21 protein-coding genes and 3 tRNA genes are annotated in these 18,956 nt (G+C 52.8%); 15 read left to right on the forward strand and 9 right to left on the reverse strand.

Translation table 11 applies throughout. The features are described from left to right. Nucleotides 1-32: 32 nt before the first annotated feature. The 7 genes from pth2 to E3E25_RS11560 are packed head-to-tail and all read left to right on the forward strand — an operon-like array spanning nt 33 to nt 5,152. Nucleotides 33-389, forward strand: coding sequence for a peptidyl-tRNA hydrolase Pth2 (gene pth2 / locus E3E25_RS03100; RefSeq protein WP_088180077.1), 357 nt, complete (start codon nt 33-35; stop codon nt 387-389). A 46-nt stretch (nt 390-435) separates the two neighbouring features. Beyond that, nucleotides 436-1,788, forward strand: a complete 1,353-nt coding sequence (locus E3E25_RS03105; protein WP_167891777.1) for an AAA family ATPase — start codon at nt 436-438, stop codon at nt 1,786-1,788. A 5-nt stretch (nt 1,789-1,793) separates the two neighbouring features. Further along, a complete protein-coding gene (locus E3E25_RS03110) occupies nt 1,794-2,303 on the forward strand; it encodes a hypothetical protein (protein ID WP_167891778.1) in 510 nt (169 codons plus the stop codon). Nucleotide 2,304: 1 nt separating this feature from the next. Continuing rightward, entirely contained in the window at nt 2,305-3,555 is a 1,251-nt protein-coding gene (gene truD, locus E3E25_RS03115; RefSeq protein WP_167891779.1) for a tRNA pseudouridine(13) synthase TruD, read from the forward strand. A gap of 52 nt (nt 3,556-3,607) precedes the next feature. Further along, entirely contained in the window at nt 3,608-4,345 is a 738-nt protein-coding gene (locus E3E25_RS03120) for a phosphoglycolate phosphatase (RefSeq protein ID WP_167891780.1), read from the forward strand. After that, nucleotides 4,320-4,580: a hypothetical protein gene (locus tag E3E25_RS11555; RefSeq protein WP_240910739.1), complete on the forward strand. Its 261-nt coding sequence runs from the start codon at nt 4,320-4,322 to the stop codon at nt 4,578-4,580. Before E3E25_RS03120 ends, E3E25_RS11555 begins: the two co-directional genes overlap by 26 nt. 5 nt (nt 4,581-4,585) lie before the next feature. Then, nucleotides 4,586-5,152, forward strand: coding sequence for a GNAT family N-acetyltransferase (locus tag E3E25_RS11560; RefSeq protein ID WP_370456640.1), 567 nt, complete (start codon nt 4,586-4,588; stop codon nt 5,150-5,152). Here the strand turns inward: E3E25_RS11560 and E3E25_RS03130 are convergent. From E3E25_RS03130 to E3E25_RS03140, 3 genes are all read right to left on the reverse strand, one after another. Beyond that, nucleotides 5,145-6,290, reverse strand: coding sequence for a M20 family metallopeptidase (locus E3E25_RS03130; protein ID WP_167891781.1), 1,146 nt, complete (start codon nt 6,288-6,290; stop codon nt 5,145-5,147). The two genes, E3E25_RS11560 and E3E25_RS03130, sit on opposite strands and share 8 nt — an antisense overlap. 414 nt (nt 6,291-6,704) lie before the next feature. After that, nucleotides 6,705-6,782, reverse strand: a tRNA-Val gene (locus tag E3E25_RS03135). A 10-nt stretch (nt 6,783-6,792) separates the two neighbouring features. Then, nucleotides 6,793-6,870, reverse strand: a tRNA-Ala gene (locus tag E3E25_RS03140). A gap of 259 nt (nt 6,871-7,129) precedes the next feature. Here E3E25_RS03140 and E3E25_RS03145 point away from each other — a divergent pair. Both E3E25_RS03145 and E3E25_RS03150 read left to right on the forward strand, forming a co-directional pair. Further along, nucleotides 7,130-7,417: a DUF357 domain-containing protein gene (locus tag E3E25_RS03145; RefSeq protein ID WP_167891782.1), complete on the forward strand. Its 288-nt coding sequence runs from the start codon at nt 7,130-7,132 to the stop codon at nt 7,415-7,417. 10 nt (nt 7,418-7,427) lie between these two features. After that, nucleotides 7,428-7,805: a DUF555 domain-containing protein gene (locus E3E25_RS03150; RefSeq protein ID WP_167891783.1), complete on the forward strand. Its 378-nt coding sequence runs from the start codon at nt 7,428-7,430 to the stop codon at nt 7,803-7,805. A gap of 146 nt (nt 7,806-7,951) precedes the next feature. Here E3E25_RS03150 and E3E25_RS03155 read toward each other — a convergent pair whose 3' ends face one another. After that, nucleotides 7,952-8,698, reverse strand: a complete 747-nt coding sequence (locus E3E25_RS03155; protein WP_167891784.1) for a hypothetical protein — start codon at nt 8,696-8,698, stop codon at nt 7,952-7,954. 125 nt (nt 8,699-8,823) lie between these two features. Between E3E25_RS03155 and pyrG the strand changes: the two genes are divergently transcribed. Then, a complete protein-coding gene (gene pyrG / locus E3E25_RS03160) occupies nt 8,824-10,422 on the forward strand; it encodes a glutamine hydrolyzing CTP synthase (RefSeq protein ID WP_167891785.1) in 1,599 nt (532 codons plus the stop codon). Here the strand turns inward: pyrG and E3E25_RS03165 are convergent. Then, on the reverse strand, nt 10,419-11,309 hold the full coding sequence (locus tag E3E25_RS03165; RefSeq protein ID WP_167891786.1) for a hypothetical protein: 891 nt from the start codon (nt 11,307-11,309) through the stop codon (nt 10,419-10,421). The two genes, pyrG and E3E25_RS03165, sit on opposite strands and share 4 nt — an antisense overlap. Before the next feature lie 115 nt (nt 11,310-11,424). Between E3E25_RS03165 and E3E25_RS03170 the strand changes: the two genes are divergently transcribed. Next, the gene (locus E3E25_RS03170; protein ID WP_167891787.1) at nt 11,425-11,817 is read left to right on the forward strand and encodes a 30S ribosomal protein S8e; all 393 of its coding nucleotides are present in this window, start codon (nt 11,425-11,427) and stop codon (nt 11,815-11,817) included. Between the two features lie 103 nt (nt 11,818-11,920). Here E3E25_RS03170 and E3E25_RS03175 read toward each other — a convergent pair whose 3' ends face one another. The 3 genes from E3E25_RS03175 to E3E25_RS03185 all read right to left on the reverse strand — a co-directional run bounded on the left by E3E25_RS03175 (nt 11,921) and on the right by E3E25_RS03185 (nt 14,141). Continuing rightward, a complete protein-coding gene (locus E3E25_RS03175) occupies nt 11,921-13,000 on the reverse strand; it encodes an NOG1 family protein (RefSeq protein WP_167891788.1) in 1,080 nt (359 codons plus the stop codon). A 58-nt stretch (nt 13,001-13,058) separates the two neighbouring features. Further along, complete coding sequence (locus E3E25_RS03180; RefSeq protein WP_167891789.1) at nt 13,059-13,271, reverse strand: hypothetical protein; 213 nt, start codon at nt 13,269-13,271, stop codon at nt 13,059-13,061. Nucleotides 13,272-13,334: 63 nt separating this feature from the next. Next, nucleotides 13,335-14,141 (reverse strand): MBL fold metallo-hydrolase, encoded by an 807-nt coding sequence (locus tag E3E25_RS03185; RefSeq protein WP_167891790.1) that lies wholly within the window; start codon nt 14,139-14,141, stop codon nt 13,335-13,337. Between the two features lie 56 nt (nt 14,142-14,197). Here E3E25_RS03185 and E3E25_RS03190 point away from each other — a divergent pair, with 56 nt between their 5' ends. Genes E3E25_RS03190 through E3E25_RS03200 form a run of 3 tightly spaced genes read left to right on the forward strand, consistent with a single transcriptional unit; the run spans nt 14,198 to nt 17,381 of the window. Beyond that, complete coding sequence (locus tag E3E25_RS03190; protein ID WP_167892632.1) at nt 14,198-15,013, forward strand: undecaprenyl-diphosphate phosphatase; 816 nt, start codon at nt 14,198-14,200, stop codon at nt 15,011-15,013. Continuing rightward, nucleotides 15,010-16,269, forward strand: coding sequence for a bifunctional sugar-1-phosphate nucleotidylyltransferase/acetyltransferase (glmU, locus tag E3E25_RS03195; protein ID WP_167891791.1), 1,260 nt, complete (start codon nt 15,010-15,012; stop codon nt 16,267-16,269). Before E3E25_RS03190 ends, glmU begins: the two co-directional genes overlap by 4 nt. Next, complete coding sequence (locus tag E3E25_RS03200; RefSeq protein WP_167891792.1) at nt 16,266-17,381, forward strand: DUF835 domain-containing protein; 1,116 nt, start codon at nt 16,266-16,268, stop codon at nt 17,379-17,381. The genes glmU and E3E25_RS03200 overlap by 4 nt, the downstream gene beginning before the upstream one ends. Before the next feature lie 6 nt (nt 17,382-17,387). On the opposite strand, the gene E3E25_RS03205 is transcribed toward E3E25_RS03200, so the two are convergent. Next, nucleotides 17,388-18,563, reverse strand: coding sequence for a CBS domain-containing protein (locus E3E25_RS03205; RefSeq protein WP_167891793.1), 1,176 nt, complete (start codon nt 18,561-18,563; stop codon nt 17,388-17,390). Nucleotides 18,564-18,699: 136 nt separating this feature from the next. On the opposite strand from E3E25_RS03205, the gene E3E25_RS03210 reads away from it, so the two are divergent. Then, a tRNA-Ser gene (locus E3E25_RS03210) sits at nt 18,700-18,785 on the forward strand. Nucleotides 18,786-18,956: the final 171 nt, after the last annotated feature.

Consider the following 18,956-nt stretch of genomic DNA (forward strand, 5'->3'; position numbering starts at 1 on the left):
GCCCCTTTTCTCACTTCCTTGCGGGATGTGAGATGTTCAGGTACAAGCAGGTCATAGTCGCGAGGAAGGATTTGAAGCTCAGCAAGGGCAAGTTTGCCGTCCAGGTTGCTCACGGAGCGGTTACCGCTGCACTGAAGGCCCAGAAGGAAAAACCAGAGTGGTTCAAGGCCTGGTTTCACGAGGGACAGAAGAAGGTAGTCGTCAAGGCCGAAAACGAGGGGGAGCTCTTCGAGCTGAAGGCCCATGCAGAGAAGCTCGGCATTCCCGCTGCGCTCATCAGGGATGCCGGCCTAACCGAAATTCCGCCGGGAACGATAACGGTTCTGGCTATTGGTCCGGCGCCGGAGGAGCTCGTTGACAAAGTTACTGGCCATCTGAAGCTGGTGTGAGCGGAAGTCTTTTAATCATTTAGCCGTTTTAATCTTCGGTGAGAGCGTGAGGCTGAAGAAGCTCACTGTTAAGAACTTCAAGAGTCTCAGGGACTGCGAAGTAGAGCTGGATAAGTTCAACGTTATCATTGGTCCTAACGCATCGGGCAAGACAAACCTTATTGAGGTCTTCAAGCTTCTCAGAAAAATCTATGTTGAAAAAGACACAAATCCCTTCCTTGAATGGTGGGGTTACAACAACGTTGTATGGGCCGGGAAAGAGGAACTGCCAATAACTGTGGGAATGCTTTTCGACGTTGAGGGTTATGATGTTTACTTTGAGACAACTTTTACGGGGACTGGGGGAAGTTTTGGGATTTTAAAGGAGGTACTGGAAGTTAGTGGATATGTACATATCGAGAAAACTGGGGAGGTAATAGTTGTAACTCACGATAACAAATTAATTTCGGAGATTTTTGAAGTTCTAAATCGTGTAGAGAGCATTGGTATGAATGTTTATATAAATGATATTGAATCAATAAGACCAGATTTAAAAAGGTTAAAAACTTCTGTAATAGGAGGCTACTCTCTAAAAGGTATCCCTTCAAACTTGGGATTGTTTTCTTTTATAATGCCTAATGTTCCTCAGACAATACTTATAAACGTCTTGTTTGAGGAATCTCCTGTGAAGGTTTCAATCATTGGAACCTCCTCGAACTATGGATTTGTTCTTGCTCCTTCCATGTCGGTAGGAAGGGAACTTTATCCCAATATTGTTTCTCAGTTTCCACTTATATTTCTGGAGTTTCTAAGATCCTATCCCCTAAGAGATGTTAGTCCCTCTATTAAAACACCCCAATATCCCCGCAAGGAAACAACCCTCAACGAAGACGCTTCAAACCTCATTCCGCTCCTCTATAACATCTGGCTCCGCGAAGGCAGATTGCCGGAGGAAATAGCTGAGCCTCTCTCCATAGCCTTCCCCAACACAAGGATATTCTTCCAGCTTACTGAAGACGGCAGGGTCATGATGAAGGTCTTTGAGAACGATCTTGAACTTGCTCCGCCAAGCATCTCTGACGGTTTCTATAAGGTTCTTGCAATCCTTACTGCAGTTTATCTCAAACCTCCTCTCCTGATAATCGATGAGATAGAAAACTCTCTCCATCCGGAGACGCTTGAGCTGATAATAGACACGCTCAGGGAAAGTGAAAGCCAAGTTATAATTACAACGCACTCCCCGATCGTCGTTGATATTGTTGAGCCCTCTGACCTTGTGCTCGTTGATAAGGAGAACGGCGAGACGGTCTTCAGAAGAATAAAAGACCCAGAGAGGATAAAGAAGTTCCTCAACGAGAGGGGCCTCACATTGAGCGAGGGCTGGCTTTACGGTTCACTCTTTGAGAACAAAGAGCAGTGATGGGCATGGCAAAGGAGATAGTCATCATCACTGAGGATACCTACGGGGGAGAGTTCTTCAAGCGTCTCTTGGGCAGATTGAACCACGAGGGGCTTGCTAACACCAAACTCAAGAAGCTCTCTGGAAGGAAGAATCCGATTCACGCTCCCTATCTCTGCAATCCTAAGTTAACCAAAATCATCAAAGCTGCTGAGAGTGCTTTCCCTGAATTCATACTTATTGTTTACGATGGGGATGGTCCTGCAAATTATGGGTCACGTAAACGGGACATTGCGAAACACATCCCTAAAAAAACGGAGGTTCCGGTTAAAATTTTCCTCTTTGAGTACGAGATTGAAGAATGGATATGCAAAAGCCTCGGCTACAGTTGGAGTACCAAACCTTCCGATGAACTGAAAAAGAGAGAGCGTTACACCAAATCCAATCTTCCAAAGTATGCTGACAAGCTCGACTTTGAGAGGCTCAAACGGAACTGCAAATCCTTTCGCGAATTTTTGGAGATTTTAGGTGATTGAGATGGACTACCACGAGTTCTTCTCTCAGTTCAGGTATCTGAGCGAGAGGCCCGGTATCGGAGGGAGTATCAAAACTCAACCAGAGGATTTCGTGGTCATCGAAGACCCCCTGCCCCAGATATTTGAGGGCAGGAAGCACGCCATCTTCCTCCTCAAAAAGCGAAACTGGGACACCATGAGCGCCGTCAAGGAGATAGCGAAGCGTGCCGGGATTAGCTATAGGGACATCGGCTTCGCCGGGACGAAGGACAGGCACGCGGTGACGTATCAGTACATCAGCGTGCCGGCCGGAGCGAGGGAGGCGGTTGAGAATGTCCAGATAAGGGACATAGAGCTGAGGTTCGTTTCCTACGGCAGGTTTATCAAGCTTGGCCACCTCATTGGAAACCGCTTCAGGATAATCGTGAGGAACGTAAATGAGAGAGCCTTTGAGAGGACAAAGGAGATAGTTCACGAGCTCCGCGAGAAAGGAGGCTTTCCCAACTACTTTGGCTACCAACGTTTCGGAGAGAGACGTGTCACGAACCACCTGATCGGGAAGCTCCTCCTGCAGGGGGACTTCGAGGGTGCCGCGAGGCTCTTCCTCGGAGCGCACGAAGGGGGTATGGAAGGGGACGAGGCCAGGAGACACTTCTGGGAAACTGGCGATGTTGAGAAAGCTCTGGAGGAATTTCCGAACTTCCTGCGCTATGAGAGAACCATGCTCCACCGCTACAAGGAGACGGGAAGCTGGAGAAGGGCCTTCCTCTCGCTGCCCATGCCAATACTCCGCATCTTCATCCACGCCTACCAGAGCTACCTCTTCAACCTCTACGTTTCCCGGAGGATTGAAAGAGGTATTCCCCTGAACGAGGCCCTCGTCGGCGATATCGTCGTCCAGGTGAAGGGAGGAATCCCCTACCGCGACAGAACGTATCGCGTCACCAAGACTAATATCGGCTTTGTAAACGAGAAGATACGGCGCGGCGAGGCCGCGGTGAGTGGCCCCCTCTTTGGCTTCGCCATGAGGCGCGCTAAAGGGCTTCCTGGGAAGCTAGAGGGGGAGATTCTTGATGAGGAGGGTATAACGCTCGATACATTCAGAAAGCTACCAAAGCCAATGGCAGAGCCCGGCGGGAGGAGGGAGCTTTTGATTAGGCCCCTTGGCCTCACCTACGGCCACATCCCCGGGACTGGAATGTGCTTCAGGTTTTTCCTGCCGAAGGGGGTCTACGCGACCAGTGTGCTCAGGGAGATAATGAAGGACCATTAATGGGTAGAAATCCTTATAATCGCTCCCTCCTTCCCGTTTTCTGGGTGAAAGAATGATCAAGGCAATATCACTCGACATAGACGGAACGATAACCTACATTGACAGGAGAATAAGCATCGAAGCCCTAAAGGCAATTCGCCTGGCCGAGGAGCTCGGCGTTCCGGTAATGCTCGTAACTGGCAATTCGGTCCCCTTTGCAGAAGCCGCTGCCGTTTTCATCGGCACGAGCGGGCCGGTGATAGCTGAGGACGGTGGGGCCCTTTCGCTCAGGAGTGAGGGGACAATGAGGAAGAGGATTTTCCTGACCGACATGGACGAGGAGTGGATTCTATGGAGCGAGCTTAAGAAACGCCATCCCGAGGCCGAGCTGAGCTATTCGACAATGGAACGGAAAGCCGGCCTCGTGCTGAGGAGAACGGTTCCCGTTGAAGCCGTGAGGGATGTAATCGCCGAACTCGGCCTTAATCTCATCGCCGTTGATTCCGGCTTCGCGATACACGTCAAGAAGCCCTGGATAAACAAGGGGACGGGGATAGAGAAAGCCTGTGAGATACTCGGGATAAGTCCCAGGGAAGTTGCCCACGTCGGGGATGGAGAAAACGACCTGGATGCCTTCCGCGTTGTCGGCTACCGCGTCGCCGTTGGTCAGGCCCCGGAGAGTCTGAAAAAAGAAGCCGACTACGTGACGAAAAAGACCTACGGGGCCGGTGGAGCCGAGGGAATCCTTCACGTGTTGAAGAAGTCCGGTTACCTGGGTGAGAGTGATGCGGATCCGCTTGGCAACCCTTGATGACGTTGGGGGAATAGTTGCACTCCACGCTGCCAACGAGAGGCTCAGCGGCAACCTCTACGAACGCTACACCCGAGGCGGTCCCTGGATGAGCGTCGAGACCTGCGCGATCCATCTGAACAACCTCCTCCTTGATGACCAGCTCGTGGCCGTTGCCGAGCTAAACGGCATTATAGTTGGCGAGGTCGAGGTTCTGTTCTCCGAGGAGCCCGTTGGTGGGGGCTCAGGAAAATAGGGCACGTGGACGTTATCGAGGTTCACCCCGACTATAGGGGCAGGGGAATCGGAAGGCTTCTGATGGAGTTCGTTGGGGAGGTCGCTAAGGAGCGGAAGGTCGAGATGCTGACCGTCCAGCCGGATGAGGATGCGGAGGGATTCTACAGAAAGCTCGGCTTTGACGCTGAGCTTTTCACGGGGACAACCGTATGGGTTCCGGCGAGGGGCGGAGGAACCGTGGAGCCTTCGGCGTTCGGCTGGAAGGACGTTAAAAACCTTGACTTGGTTGCTGGCAGATTCCAGAGCTCCTACAGCATGTTCTTCTCGGCCTTTAAGGACAACATCGCCGGGATTCACTATACGATCGAATCCGGCAGGAGCGGCGGCTCATACTATGCCCTCAGGAGTCTCCCCGGGAGGGAGGGCGTCGCACTCCTTCTCTGGGGCAGGATTGGGGACTTGAAGGCTGTTCTCGGCAGGGCAAAGGTCCTCGGGTTCGAGCGGGTTCTGACACTCCTGCCGGGCGACGTTGAGAGCTTCGGCGCTGAAAAGGTGGGAAAAATTAAGATCCTCGCGAAGGAGCTCACCTGAGGAACTCCATGGCAAGGGCAACTTCCATCGCCGTGCCGAGGTGGAGAACATCTTCATCAACGTCGAACCTGGGGTGGTGGTGCGGGTAGATTATGCCCTTTTCCTCGTTGTATATTCCGAGCGTCAGGAACGCTCCGGGGACTTTCTGGAGGTAGAAGGCGAAGTCCTCGGCGCCCATAGTCGGCTCGACATCGCTGTGCCTCAGCCCGTACTTTTCGGCAACGTTTCTGGCAAAAGCCGCCATGCCCTTATCGTTAACGGTCGGCGGGACGAGCTCCTCTATCGACAGTTCGTAAGAAGCCCCGTGTGCCATGGTGACGCCCTCGAATATCTCCCCCATGCGCCTCTGAATCAGCTCGCCTATCTCGTGCTTGAAGAATCTTACCGTTCCCTTCATCTGGACTTCCTCTGGAATCACGTTGAAGGCCGTCCCAGCCTGCACAGCAGTGACGCTTACAACGCCAGTCTCAATTGGAGGTACGTTTCTGCTCGCTATGGTCTGGAGTGCGAGTATTGCTTCCGCAGCTATGGGAATTGGATCGACGGTCTGGTGTGGCGATGCCCCGTGACCGCCCTTACCGATTATCCGTGCCTTGAATATGCCCGCACCGGCCATGAACGGGCCTTCCCTTATCCCTATCACCCCGCTGGGCATGTCGATCCACACGTGGAGGCCGAACACTGCATCCACTCCTTCAAGTGCACCGCCCTCTATCATCTTCACCGCCCCGTTGCCGCCCTCCTCGGCCGGCTGGAAGATTAGCCTCACCCTGCCGTTGAGCTCATCGATATGCTCGGCTATTATCTTCGCCGCCCCGAGGAGCATGGCCGTGTGGGCATCGTGTCCGCAGGCGTGCATCTTTCCGGGAATCCTGGATTTATAGGGGACGTCGTTCTCCTCCTGAACTGGCAGGGCGTCCATGTCGGCCCTTAGGGCTATCGTCTTCTTACCCTCGCCGATGTCCGCTATTATCCCGGTTCCGACACGTTTAATGGAGTATCCCCACTCGCGCAGGTGTTCTTCCACTATTCTTGAGGTTCTCTCCTCCTCGTACTTGAGCTCCGGGTGCATATGGAAGTCCCTTCTCCAAGATATTATCTCCCCCCTAATCTTCAGGGCTTCTTCGAGCGGGTTCATGGTCTCACCTGGACTTAAAATTGTAAAACCCCCATATTAACTTTTCGATGAGTGTCTTAATGAATGCCACAACTCTTAGGGACTCTCAGAAAACCACTCACTCTTTGCCAGCGCTGGAACTTTGCCTGTGCAAAGTTTCGTCGGGGTTTGTGATTTTTCGTGGATTATTGTTTAGGTGGGGTTTCGCTTAGATTGGCAGTTCTGTTTGGGATTCTTTTGGCCTACGCGTCTAAAATGGGTTCGGGCTTTTTAGCGCTCCCTTGGAGCGCGGTTGACGTCGAATCCGTTGAAGAACGCCCTTTTGACATGAATCCAAAGTACACCCCGCCACTAAAACAAAAAATCCCCTAAGGACTGACCACTCAAAAGGAATCACGACCTTTTGATCAAACTTTTCGCCAGAAAAGTTTGTACTGGTGGGCCCGCGGGGATTCGAACCCCGGACCTCCACCTTGTCAGGGTGGCGTCATAACCAGTCTAGACCACGGGCCCAACCCAGGGATGGTGGACCGGCCGGGATTTGAACCCGGGGCCTCCGCCTTGCCAAGGCGGCGCTCATACCAGGCTGAGCTACCGGCCCACACCCAACAGCTCCGCACGGCCCTAAAACCCGGCTCTCAACTCTCTCCGGGCCTACCCGTGCGGGCATTTACCTATCATCGGGTGGGCTTTATAAACTTTACGCTTTGCTCCTTTGCCTTTATGTTCCCCTCCGAGCGTTTTGAAGGTAAGAGCGCCCAACTGACGGCTGGTCTTGTGAACGTTGGTCAACTGGAACGTATCGAATCACAGGATAAGGTTTATAAGACTCTCCCCCAACCAACCGTGAGGCGAGACCGGTGGGACGGGAGATAACCGATGAGAAGCTCCAGAGGTACTTTAAAATCACCGCTGAAGCGCTGGAGACCCTTGAAATAGCGGTTCATGAGAAGAGCCTTTTAAGAAGCGTTGCGGAGGACTTCCTCACCATGGCGAGGAGCTATTTTGAGGACGCCAAATACTACTACGAGAAAGGCGACTACGTAACTGCCTTTGCCGCGCTCAACTATGCCCACGGTTTTATAGACGCAGGTGTAAGGCTGGGAGTCTTTAAGGGAGAGGACGACAGGCTGTTTGCCTTTGGTTGAGGTGGGAGCTATGGGAGACTACGTGGTTGTTTTGGAGGCACCCATTATAGTGAGGGACGTCGAGACGAGCGAGGACGCGATAAACGTCGCGGTGAGCAAGGTCGCGAAGGCGCTCAACAAGGAGAAGCTGGACTTTGTGAGGGTTGAGATAGGCTACTCCCAGTGCCCTGTATGCGGGGCCCACTTCGAGAGCGCCTTCGTAATAGGCTCGGTGGGTCTGGTTGGAATGTACCTGACGATCAAGGTCTACAACGCTCAAACCATTGAGCATGCCGAGAGGATAGCCAAAGCCGTCATCGGAAAGGCCCTTAAGAAAGTTCCGCTCAAGGTCTACGAGATTAGGGAGCTTACGGAGGAGGAAGAGGGGAACGGTGTAGAATTAGAGTGAGCCTGTTTCTTCTTGCTTTTCTTCAAATGCGGTGTCTAGGTAAACCCATAGCGCGCCGAGACTGCTGAGAAGGTATCTCAGACCCCCGGTAATGAGCATCAGGAAGGGCGTGCCGAGACCAAGGTATGTGATGTACCCGACAATGGCTAAGGTCTCAACGACCGAGAGCCCAAGTCCCAGTGTGAAGTATCCCCGGGGTTGCCCTTCGCCACCCTCCAAATCTCCCCAACGGGAGCTATGTTCTTCGTGAAGTAATAAGCTGGAACTACGAGGGCGAATGCGGGGGAAGCAATGAGGCCTGTTATGAAGCCTCCAAAGGGTCCTAAAAGCGCTATCGGTATTGCAAGTAGTATTAGGACTAGAATCATTACGAAGAAAACCAGTATTTCCGAGGTCACCAACGCCGGGAGCGAGCGGAGTCCCGATAGAATTGAGTCTGAAATCCTCTTTTCGTTCTCTTTCGGTAACTCGACGGCAAAATCTACCATCGCGTAGCTGAACCACAGGAACGACAGAAATGCGAATATAACAAAGATTACAAAGGTGGGCAGTTCTTCCCGGAGGTTTTTCTTCGCCTCTAGGTACTCGTAGTAGGTGTCCTCGTAGACGCTGAGGCCGTCCACATTAAATGTTCGCTCGTTGGGTTTGTAGTAGTCTTCGTCGCACTTCATCCCATGCGAACCGAAGAAGTCTGGGTCGGTGTTAAAGACGCTGTGGCAGACTATGGCCTCGTTTTCCCTGAGCATTCGCTCCCTGATATGCTTGAGCCTCGAATAGTCCTGAAGGAATCCGTTTATGAGGGGGAACGGGAGAACGTAAGTAACTAGGAGCGCCGTGATGAGCAGGGCCAGAAATTTCCTATTTTTAAGGGTGGTTGCTATATCTAACTTCACAGTTTTCATAGTTACATCGTTAAATAGTATGAATGCAGAGTCTTTTAAATTTTTCTCTTGGGCTACCAACAAAGCTTTTAAGCACTCACCAATCAACCAACGACATAACCGGTGGAGGTTTTGCCATGACAAAGTTCATATTCGTCACGGGTGGTGTTGTCAGCGGTCTGGGTAAGGGTATAACCAGCGCTTCCCTCGGAATGCTCATGAAGGCTCGCGGTTTCAGAACCACCAACATCAAGATAGACCCCTACCTCAACTACGACGCCGGAACCATGAACCCCTACCAGCACGGCGAGGTTTTCGTCCTCGACGACGGCGGTGAGGTTGACCTTGACCTCGGCAATTACGAGCGCTTTCTGGACACCAGTCTGAGTTTTGACCACAACATAACCACTGGGAAGGTCTATTCCGCGGTCATTGAAAAGGAACGCAGGGGTGACTATCTGGGTGCGACCGTTCAGGTTATTCCCCACATCACCAACGAGATAAAGGAGCGCATAAGGGAAATAGCTCGCGACCACGATGTTGTTGTCGTCGAGATCGGCGGAACCGTCGGCGACATAGAGAGCATGCCCTTCCTTGAGGCGGCCCGTCAGATGCAGCTTGAGGAGGGAAGAGAGAACGTCGCCTTCGTCCACGTCACATACGTGCCCAAGCTTAAGGTCGTCGGCGAGCAGAAGACGAAGCCCACCCAGCACAGCGTTAAGGAGCTGAGGAGCCTTGGAATCCAGCCCGATGCGATAGTGGCCCGCTCGGAGGATCCACTGGAGGAGAGTGCCAGGAGGAAGATAAGCCTCTTCACCAATGTCCCTCCAGAGGCCGTTATAAGCGCCTACGATGTTGAGGACACATACGAGGTTCCGCTCATGCTCGAAAAGGAGGGGCTGGCCAGGTACATCACCAAGAGGCTCGGCCTTCCCGAGAGGGAGCCGGAACTCGATGCATGGCGTGAGATGGTCGAGAGGTACAAGTCCCTCACCGACACGGTTGAGATCGCCATAGTGGGCAAGTACGTCAAGCTCGCCGATTCGTACCTCAGCATAAAGGAGGCGTTAAAGCATTCGAGCGTTGCCAACGGTGTGAAGGTCAAAATACGGTGGATCGAGGCGGAAGACCTTGAGAGGAGCGGAACGAAGCTCCTTGAAGGTGTTGACGGCATAATAGTCCCCGGCGGCTTTGGAGCTCGCGGAACGGAGGGCAAGATGCTCGCGGCCCGCTACGCAAGGGAGAACGACATACCTTTCTTGGGGATATGCTTCGGCTTCCAGCTTACCGTTGTTGAGTTTGCGCGTAACGTCCTGGGACTGAAGGGTGCGCACTCCACCGAGATCGACCCGCAGACACCGCATCCAGTCGTTGACCTTATGCCGGAACAGAGGGGCCTCGACAAGCTCGGCGGAACGATGCGCCTTGGTGCCTATCCAGTCAAGATAAAGCCTGGAACCCTAGCTAGGGAACTCTATGGAAAGGAGCTGATTTACGAGCGCCACAGGCACCGCTGGGAGGTCAATCCGGAGTACATAGAGAAGTTTGAGGAGGCCGGCCTGGTATTCAGCGGCATAGCCGGTGACGACGAGAGGAGGATGGAGATACTCGAACTTCCAGAGAAGAGGTACTTCATAGCGACGCAGTTCCACCCGGAGTTCAAGTCCCGGCCGATGAACCCGGCGCCGGTCTTCCGCGGTTTGGTTAAGGCGGCAAAAGAAAAGAAAGGCCTTTAAACTTCAATTCCGAGCTCAAGAAGCTCCTCATCAACTTTTTTCAGTTCCTCCATTCTCTGGAGTTCCCTGTAGAACGCCACCCCCGCCGTCCAGATGAAGACATAAAGCAGGGCATCAAACGGTGCCTGAAGGAACGCCGAGACGTACGGCGCTATGTTCTCTGGTATGGCTATCTGCGTTACGAATGCTATTGGACTCGCCACCATCATTATGGCGATAGTTCCAACCCCCAGGAGAGCACCGAAGCCCACTGTGGAGCGGACGTTCCTGAATGCCAGTCCAAAGGCCTCGAAGGCCGCTCCAATACTTCCCCCCTCCACGTAGAACGGGATTGCAAGGGATGAGAGGCCAACCGTAAAGGCCAGGACGACGAGCATCATCAGCAGGCCAATGAGGACAAGCACTATTCCCGCCGGTGCCAGAACGACACCCAGAACTATCGGGATAGTGACAACACCTATGAAGACCAACATTATGATGCCGTAAACGAAGTTTACCAAGATTACCCCGGGGAAGTGCTTCAGGCCCTCTATCAAAAGCCCGCCGAGGGAGTACTCTTCACCCTTCAGATGCATGAAGATCCCCTTCGTGACCCCGTATTCAAATATAGCTCCAACGATAAGGGCGATGAGGGAATAGACGGCGAGCCCTTTGAGGAGATCCATCAGCACCTCCATCTCGGTTCCACCTATCGGTGTTCCGTATTCCTCGATTATGACGTTTCCCTTCTGGATTGAAGTCTGATTGTACTCGTAGTTAACTTCGCCGGGGATCAGGTACGCTCCCAGCGGGGCCATCATGAAGCTCATGAGCAGCACAAGCAGGTATAGTCTCTTGTTCTTGAGGACGAGTGAGAATGCGTTTGTGAAGGCGTCAACCGCTCCCATGCCACCACCTGATGGAGTAATGGGGGCTAGGATTTAAAAATCCTTCCAGAAAAGCTTATAAACGAACCCCCCAAAGTGGCGATAGGTTGAGTATTAAGCTCATGAGGTGAGATAAATGGCTATCTGGCAGGGAAGGTCACTCAAGAAGCCTTCAGGCGGAAGGATTATCCTCGCTAGGAAGAAGAGGAAGAGGGAGCTCGGAAGGGAGCCGGCTTTTACCAGAGTCGGTGAGGACAGGGAAAAGAAGAAGATAATCAGAACCTACGGTGGAAACAGGAAGGTTCGCCTTATAGAGGCCCTCTACGCTAACGTCTTCGAGAACGGTAGGGGCAAGAAGGTTAAGATACTCAGCGTCGTTGAGAACCCGGCTAACAGGCAGTACGTCAGGAGGAACATCATCACAAAGGGCGCCATCATCGAGACCGAGGCCGGCAAGGCCATCGTCACCAGCAGGCCCGGCCAGGACGGCGTCGTCAACGCCGTTCTCATCAAGGAAGAGAGCGCCTGAATTTTTTTCTCCTTTTAAGTGCTATCGTTAAGTACTGTTAACCCTGAAAACTTTACGCTACCGTTAACCCACTGGAGTTCATGATATTAACGGTAAAAAGGCATCAGAGCTCCAGTTCTTCCCGGTACTTTCTCAGTTCCTTCTCCATTATGCGCTTTGCCTGCTCCTCGACCATGGGCTTTACGAGCTCTATAACGCGCTCCTTCAGCCTCTCAAGGCCTTCGCCATTGAGCGCCGAAATTCTGAGTGGTTCAAGTCCCTTAGCTCTGACGAACTCCTCTACCTTTCTAATCTTCTCCTCGTCTGCTATGTCCACCTTGTTGAGGACTACGATGAATGGAAACTCGCCGAATTCACTGTAAATTTCCTCGAACAGGTGGGTCTGCTCTTCAATCGGATAACCGCAGTACTCGCTGGGGTCGAATATATAAACTATCACCTTTCCGAGGTGCTTTAAGGCGAGGATGGCCTGTCTCTCTACCTCGTTCCTCTCGCTCAGCGGCCTGTCGAGCAAACCCGGTGTGTCTATTACCTGGTATTTCAGGTAGTGCTCCTCGAACTGGCCGACGTTTATGCCCTTGGTTGTGAACGGGTATGTGGCCACTTCAGGTCTGGCGTTGGTTAACGCCCTCAGAAGGGTTGACTTGCCCACGTTGGGGTGACCGGCTATGACGACAGTTGGGAGTTCAAGGTCAACGACCGGCAAATCCTTTAGAACGTTCCTCGCCTGATTGAGGTACTCAAGGTCGTCGGCTATATCCCTAAGAACGTCCGCAACGCGACCGTAGAAACTCCTCCTGAGCCTTGCAATCTCATTTGGGTCTCTAGAGTAGCGTATCTTTTCAACGTACCTCTGCTCCAGGTTCCTTATCGTCCTTATCGCCCAGTTGATCCTCGCAAGAGAGCGGTGGAACTGGTTTCTGTCAACGAGCGTGTCGACAAGTTCCCTGTAGAACGCTGGCAGCTCCGAAACACCCGGTGTTCTGTCCAGGAGCTTTCTGAGGTTGTCCCTAACCACGTTTGAGACAGTCCTTACGCGGAGCTCCTCTCTCTGTCTTGCCTTTGCCCTCGGGCCACCCTTGGGCGTGAAGGCCGATGCGGCCTTTTCGGCCCTCCTGAAGGCCTTATCGATGAGCTCATCAGCGGTAAGAACCGTAGGCATCTTCTCAAAAGGATTTCTCATAACATCACCCCGTCATCTCGCGGAGAAAAGTTAAAAGGAGAGTTTAAAAAGTTGCCCCTCATTCTCCGAGGGACTTGGAGATAGTGTAACCAATAAACGAGGCCAAAAATACCAGGAGGAACAAAATAAGTGCCATTATCCTCCCAACTTGGTTGCTATCAGTGAATCCCGCCACTATCATTAGGAAAAAGACCACCACGAGCAGGATCCCAAGTTTCTCAAACAGATTTTCATGAGTGTTGAGTTTTTCAATTATCGCACCCAATCCCACGCATTCCACCCCCTAAAGCTCTGTCTCGAAACCACAACGGTGCGAAAATATAAAAAACTATCGTCAGAGTTCAATTACCTTCCCAACGTGAAGCGGCTCTATCCTCTCACCGAGCATGGCCTTCAGGTACGCGTAGGAGTCAATGCCAGTGCAGTGGCCGGCGTAGAGCCGTTCGGCCTCTATCCTTTCGGCGACTTCGTTGAGAATTTCCCTCTTGGCACCATTGAGATGAAGGCCTCCTATCAGCGCTCTGACAGGTTTTCCGCTCACATCCTCCGCATGCCACGCTATGTTCAGAACCCCCGAGTGACCGCAGCCAGTGACGACGGCAACCGCATCGCCGAGGTCGATTATCAGCGCCATGTCGTCCGGGACGGAGTCCCTCTCTAGTTTTCCGTCCCTTTCAACGTAGCCCACCGCCCTGTCCCATGTGCGCCTGAGTATCTCTCCCGAACTCCAGAACCCCGGTGCGAACTCGAAGGGCTCCTTCCTGAGAACGAACTCCGCTTCCAGTTCTTCAAGTTCTTCCCTGCTGAAAGGAATACCAATGTCCCTCCTCTTGGGTTTCAGGGCTATCCTGTTTCTGAAGATTTCCGGGTGGCCTATGACCATCAACGGCTTCGTTCTGGCTTCGAGGAGATCCTTCATTCCCCCTGTGTGGTCGTAGTGTCCGTGGGTGATGAAGAGGAAGTCAATCCCGTCCGCATCGATTCCCAGCTCCCCCATGTTGTGAAGGAGCACACTCCCATCCGTGCCAGTATCAACGAGAACCCTGATTCCTTCGTGTTCAACTAGCGCCGAAAAGCCATGGGCGCCGAGGAGGCCCTTTCTAAACCCGGCATGGTTCTCATATAACACAGTTAGTTTCATGGCGACCCCTCGAAAAGTTTATGTTCTGGGGAATTAAAACCCTTGGTGTGGTTGCCATGGTTAACATCGGTGAATACGTAGCACCGCTGGTTTCAGGCATCGTTGTTGCACTTTCGTCTTGGCTTTCCATTAGTCCCGAGGGATACTTTGTCTCAAACCTCCTTCACAACGTCGATCCGGCCTACGTGGACTACCTAGTGCCCGCCTATCTGGGGATTACCTTCGCGGTTCTCTTCTACTTCAAGGAGAAGATAGCACTCGGTTCCCAGAACGCCCTTCGAAAGAGCTTCGACTCTGAGACGAGGTATCTTCTCTACGCCACCATCTTCACGGTTCTCCTCGGTTATCCCATACTAGCCGAGGTCAGGGACGTTATTACCCCCCGCACCTCAGACATGGTAAACGCCGTGATTGGAGTTGTGATAATCATCCTCGGCCTGCTCGCGGGCACGAAGTCGCTGGCACCGTTCAAGGGGCTGGAGAGCCGCATTCGGGAGGAAAAGGAGGAAGCAACTCTCCTAGATGCAATAATATCCGGCCTCTCGCAGGGAATCACACTCCTCGGAGGTCTTTCCAGGAGTGGGCTGGTTCTCCTTGGTCTCCTGTGTACAGGCATAAGCGTGAGGCGGGCCCTTGAGTTGAGCTTTATTGTGGCCCCAGTGTACTTTGTTATGAAGCTCGCGTTCCTCGGCGGTTGGGAGCCTGCGCTCCCGGTTTCTCTGCTGTTCACGGCTTTCCTCGCCGCGTTCGTCGTCAGTATCGTAACGATGAAAGCTCTCGTGAGGTTCTCGGAGTCCATTGGCCAGAGGGGTTTTCTGGTCGTCTTTGGGTCCATCTCCATCGCTGTTTACCTATTGGGGGTGATTCTATGAAGGCCGTGGTTCTCGCAGCCGGGAAGGGTGAGAGGCTACGCCCGCTGACAGATGACAGGCCAAAGGTTATGCTTAAGGTCGCAAACAGGGCGATAATCGAGTACGTGCTTGAAAACCTCGACCCCTTCGTGGACGAGTTTATCGTGGTGGTCCGCTACGAGAAGGAGAAGCTGATGGAAACCCTTGGGGACGAGTTCAACGGAAAGCCGATAACCTACGTCGAGCAGCTCCCCGGAGACGGAACGGCCAAGGCCATAGAATCGGCGGGCAAGTTAATCGGTGACGAGGAGTTCATAGTTGCGAACGGGGACATATACTTTGAGATAGACGGTGTAAAAGAGCTTGTGAGTGCCTTCAGAAGGGAAAGGGCCGATGCGGCGCTGCTCGTCAAGGAGTTCGATGATTTGAGCCACTTCGGCAAGATCGAGGTCAAAGGGAACCTAGTCACGGCCGTTAAGGAAAAGCCCGGCAAGGTCTCGGGCTACGCGAACCTTGGCGTTTATATCTTCAAACCAGACGTCTTTGACTTCATTAAGGAAACTCCCCTCAGCAAACGAGAGGAATACGAAATAACCGATACGCTCAACTTGATGCTGGATGCTGGAAGGAGAATAACCTACGCCGTCTATTCCGGCTACTGGAACGACGTTGGCAGACCTTGGAACATGCTGGAGCTGAACGAATACCTCCTCAAGAACAAGCTTAAACACAGCATCAGGGGCATCGTGGAGGAAGGAGCCACGATAGTACCTCCAGTTGAGATAGGAGAAGGTACGGTCGTCAGGAGCGGGGCCTACATAATCGGGCCGGTTAAGATAGGCAGGAACTCCCGCATCGGGCCGAACTGCTTCATAAGACCGTACACCAGCATAGGCGACAACTGCCACATAGGCAACGCCGTGGAGGTCAAGAACTCCATCATAATGGACAACTCCAACGCTCCGCACCTCAACTACGTCGGGGACTCGATAATCGGGGAGAACACTAACCTCGGCGCTGGCACCATCACGGCAAACCTGAGGCACGACAAGGGCACGATAAAGGTTGAGATAAAGGGCAAGCTCGAGGACTCCGGAAGGAGGAAGCTCGGGGCGATAATAGGCCACAACGTCAAGGTGGGCATAAACGTTAGCATCTATCCCGGTAGAAAGATAGGGAGCAACTCCTTCGTCGGGCCAGGGGTGATAGTTGACAGAAACGTTCCAAGCGGGAGCCTCGTGGTAGCGAAGCAGGAGAAAACGGTGATGACGAGATGAGCTGGCATAACCTCATCTCCATAGTCAATTTTATCTCCAGATGGGTGCTGTTCTTTGCGGTGTTTTACAAAACGTACCAGACGAGAGAAAAAAGCTGGATGCTTCTAACGGCCGCCTTTTTTATCAATGCCTTGGACATCGAGAGCTACATTTTTAAACCCCTTGGCATCGAGATGGCCCACGATGCGTACAGAATCGCCTCGAAGATACCTAACTTCTTCATAGCGACGCTGTTGATCTGGGGAGGCCTTCATCTCAAATACCGCACGAGCAAGTTCAAACACGTAGTTGCCGTCTCCGTGCTCCTGGTGCTGTCCTATGTGTGGCTGTTCCTGCTGGCCGCCAACGCGTTCCATGACAACTTTTTCGTTGAGTCCACGTTTCCGTCCCTTGTCTATGGCGCCGCCCTGATATATTTCGGCATGGTTCTGAGGGAGAATGAGATATCCGACCGTGGTATAGACTCGCTCTTCCCGGTAGGGTTGATGCTACTAGGTGTGTTGAATCTGACTTACCCCATCACCCGTAACATCAACTGGTTTACCCCCATCGGTTTTTTCCTGGGTGCGCTCTTCCGCATCATGGCCGCGGTAGGAGCGGTTAAGTTCGTGTTCATACCGTTTCCACCTGCCAGAGTTCCTGCAGCACCAAAGAAGAACATTCCCCCCGGTGCCTACCTCTGTCCGTCAAAGGATACTGCCTTGGGAAAATTCGGCAGTATCGAAGAGACCCCAAACCTCTTGATGATAACCAGGGAGAACATGGACGCCATAGTTGATAAAGTTCACCCCAGCGCCCTAGTTTTCTGGGTTACCAGGGTCATGGAGGGGCAGATACGCAAATCCCCGGAGATATACGCTATAAGTCCCACCAAGATAGACATACTGACTGACTTGATAGCCAAGGCCGTCGAGAGCGGATACAGGGTTGTCTACATTGACGCCGTCGAGTACCTGATCGTGGAGAACGGCTTCGAAAACGTCCTTAAGTTCCTCCTCAACGTGAAGGACCACGTTCTCGTCGCGGGCGGAACACTGATCCTGGTGGTTGACCCTGGAACTCTCGACAGAACCCAGAGAAGAATTTTGGAAAGGGAATTTCCGGGGGAATGAACCCCCTCAACCTAATCCCATCTTCTCAAGGAACCTCTTTGCATAGTGGGTGTCCTTTTCAAGCTCTGCCTTCTGGAGGAGCTGTCTCTCGATGGCCCTGAGTGCGTCGTGAACGGCCTGTATCGCACCCCAGGTCTCCCCCGTTGCTATGAACACTCCCCTGTCGGTGACGACACGCATTCTGGCCTGGTAGAGGTGTACTCCCCTGAAGCGCTCGTTGAAGCGCCTGATATAGAGGTAAATTATGCCCTCCTGGCCGAGGAGGTCTTCGTAGCCGTCAACGAAGCGCCTAACGTCCTCGATTATCCTCTCCCTAGTGAAGTCGCTGAGTACGTCCGCATCTCCACCGAGCTGGAGGTAGAAACGGACCTCCTTCTCAACCATCCTTGAGATTGGTAGAAGCATGTCCTTGACGGTGAGGATTCCCCTGACTCTGTTGCCCTCGTCAACGACAACCAGTCCGTCTATGTCGTTGTCCATCATCGTCTTAACGGCGTCCCTTAGCGTAGCCTCCGCGGGTATGGTTATAACGCCCCTTATCATCACGTCGCGGAGCTGCATGCTGAACGGGGGTATCTTCTCACCTGCAACTTCTCCGTACTGGGCCTTGAAGCGAGGTTTGATGAACCTTATTATCAGGTCGTGCAGGGTAACGAGGCCTTCGAGCCTTCCCTCTTCGTTGACCACGGGTATTCTTGAGATAGCATGATCACGCATCGTTGCGAGCGCCTTTGCCACGGTGTCGTCGGGCCCGAGGGTTATGACGTCCTTTGTCATGACCTCTTCGACCTTCTTCTTTCCGAACTCGCCCTCCGCTACCCTCTTGAGCAGTTCTATATCGCTTATAACTCCTATGATTTCAGCCTTGCTCTCTCCAACCGGGAGGGAGCGCAGGTCAACCTCGATCATGAGCTTGGCGGCCTTGCTAAGATCCTCATCCGGCTTGATAACTGGGGCGGTCTTGTAGACGTCCCTAACCTTGGCCTTGGTTGGGTCCCACTTGAGGTGGGAGCGTACTATAAGGTCCTGGGTCAGGACTCCCTTGTACAGGTTTCCGTCGAAGACCAGAATAAGGTCGGGGTCTTCCTTCTCAAAAATTCCGATCGCCTCAGAAAGCGGGGCGTCGATGTCTATTTTCTGGAACCTGTCGGTCATAACCTCCTGCACAAGAATACCGACCATTTCTGCCACCTCCTTTTCACTTATTATTAGGGCGGCCGATAATTTAAACCTTTGCAACCGAGAGCTTTTAGTTAATTTAGGTTAATAAATCTTTCGCGGAAAGATTTATAAAACTCCCGCGAGAACTCTCCATCGCGCCGGGGTAGCCTAGCCTGGGAAGGCGCGGGACTCGAGATCCCGTGCGCGCTGCGCACCAGGGTTCAAATCCCTGCCCCGGCGCCAACTGCCGAGCCCTTCGGGGTGCCTTCCAAGTTTTCACAATTCTTGTTGTGTTTCCCCTGTGGAGAATGCCCTTTGGACGTTGATCTGTGTGTTTGGATAAAACCCCCATACCTATCACTAAAATTGAAAAGGAGATGCAACTCCCCGCCTATATTTTATGGGATTTTGACT

It is taken from the genome of Thermococcus sp. MAR1 (genome assembly GCF_012027305.1).
Lineage (GTDB): Archaea > Methanobacteriota_B > Thermococci > Thermococcales > Thermococcaceae > Thermococcus.

Bases quoted from the DNA above. Each gene is read 5' to 3' on its own strand.
- E3E25_RS03165 (WP_167891786.1), bottom strand. From the start codon at position 11,309: ATGGGAGCGGTTGACGCCTTCACAAACGCATTCTCACTCGTCCTCAAG.
- E3E25_RS03175 (WP_167891788.1), bottom strand. From the start codon at position 13,000: ATGAGAAATCCTTTTGAGAAGATGCCTACGGTTCTTACCGCTGATGAG.
- E3E25_RS03120 (WP_167891780.1), top strand. From the start codon at position 3,608: ATGATCAAGGCAATATCACTCGACATAGACGGAACGATAACCTACATT.
- truD (WP_167891779.1), top strand. From the start codon at position 2,305: ATGGACTACCACGAGTTCTTCTCTCAGTTCAGGTATCTGAGCGAGAGG.
- E3E25_RS03190 (WP_167892632.1), top strand. From the start codon at position 14,198: ATGGTTAACATCGGTGAATACGTAGCACCGCTGGTTTCAGGCATCGTT.
- E3E25_RS03200 (WP_167891792.1), top strand. From the start codon at position 16,266: ATGAGCTGGCATAACCTCATCTCCATAGTCAATTTTATCTCCAGATGG.
- pyrG (WP_167891785.1), top strand. From the start codon at position 8,824: ATGACAAAGTTCATATTCGTCACGGGTGGTGTTGTCAGCGGTCTGGGT.
- E3E25_RS11555 (WP_240910739.1), top strand. From the start codon at position 4,320: ATGCGGATCCGCTTGGCAACCCTTGATGACGTTGGGGGAATAGTTGCA.
- pth2 (WP_088180077.1), top strand. From the start codon at position 33: ATGTTCAGGTACAAGCAGGTCATAGTCGCGAGGAAGGATTTGAAGCTC.
- E3E25_RS03185 (WP_167891790.1), bottom strand. From the start codon at position 14,141: ATGAAACTAACTGTGTTATATGAGAACCATGCCGGGTTTAGAAAGGGC.
- E3E25_RS03150 (WP_167891783.1), top strand. From the start codon at position 7,428: ATGGGAGACTACGTGGTTGTTTTGGAGGCACCCATTATAGTGAGGGAC.
- E3E25_RS03130 (WP_167891781.1), bottom strand. From the start codon at position 6,290: ATGAACCCGCTCGAAGAAGCCCTGAAGATTAGGGGGGAGATAATATCT.
- E3E25_RS03110 (WP_167891778.1), top strand. From the start codon at position 1,794: ATGGCAAAGGAGATAGTCATCATCACTGAGGATACCTACGGGGGAGAG.
- glmU (WP_167891791.1), top strand. From the start codon at position 15,010: ATGAAGGCCGTGGTTCTCGCAGCCGGGAAGGGTGAGAGGCTACGCCCG.
- E3E25_RS03170 (WP_167891787.1), top strand. From the start codon at position 11,425: ATGGCTATCTGGCAGGGAAGGTCACTCAAGAAGCCTTCAGGCGGAAGG.
- E3E25_RS03205 (WP_167891793.1), bottom strand. From the start codon at position 18,563: ATGGTCGGTATTCTTGTGCAGGAGGTTATGACCGACAGGTTCCAGAAA.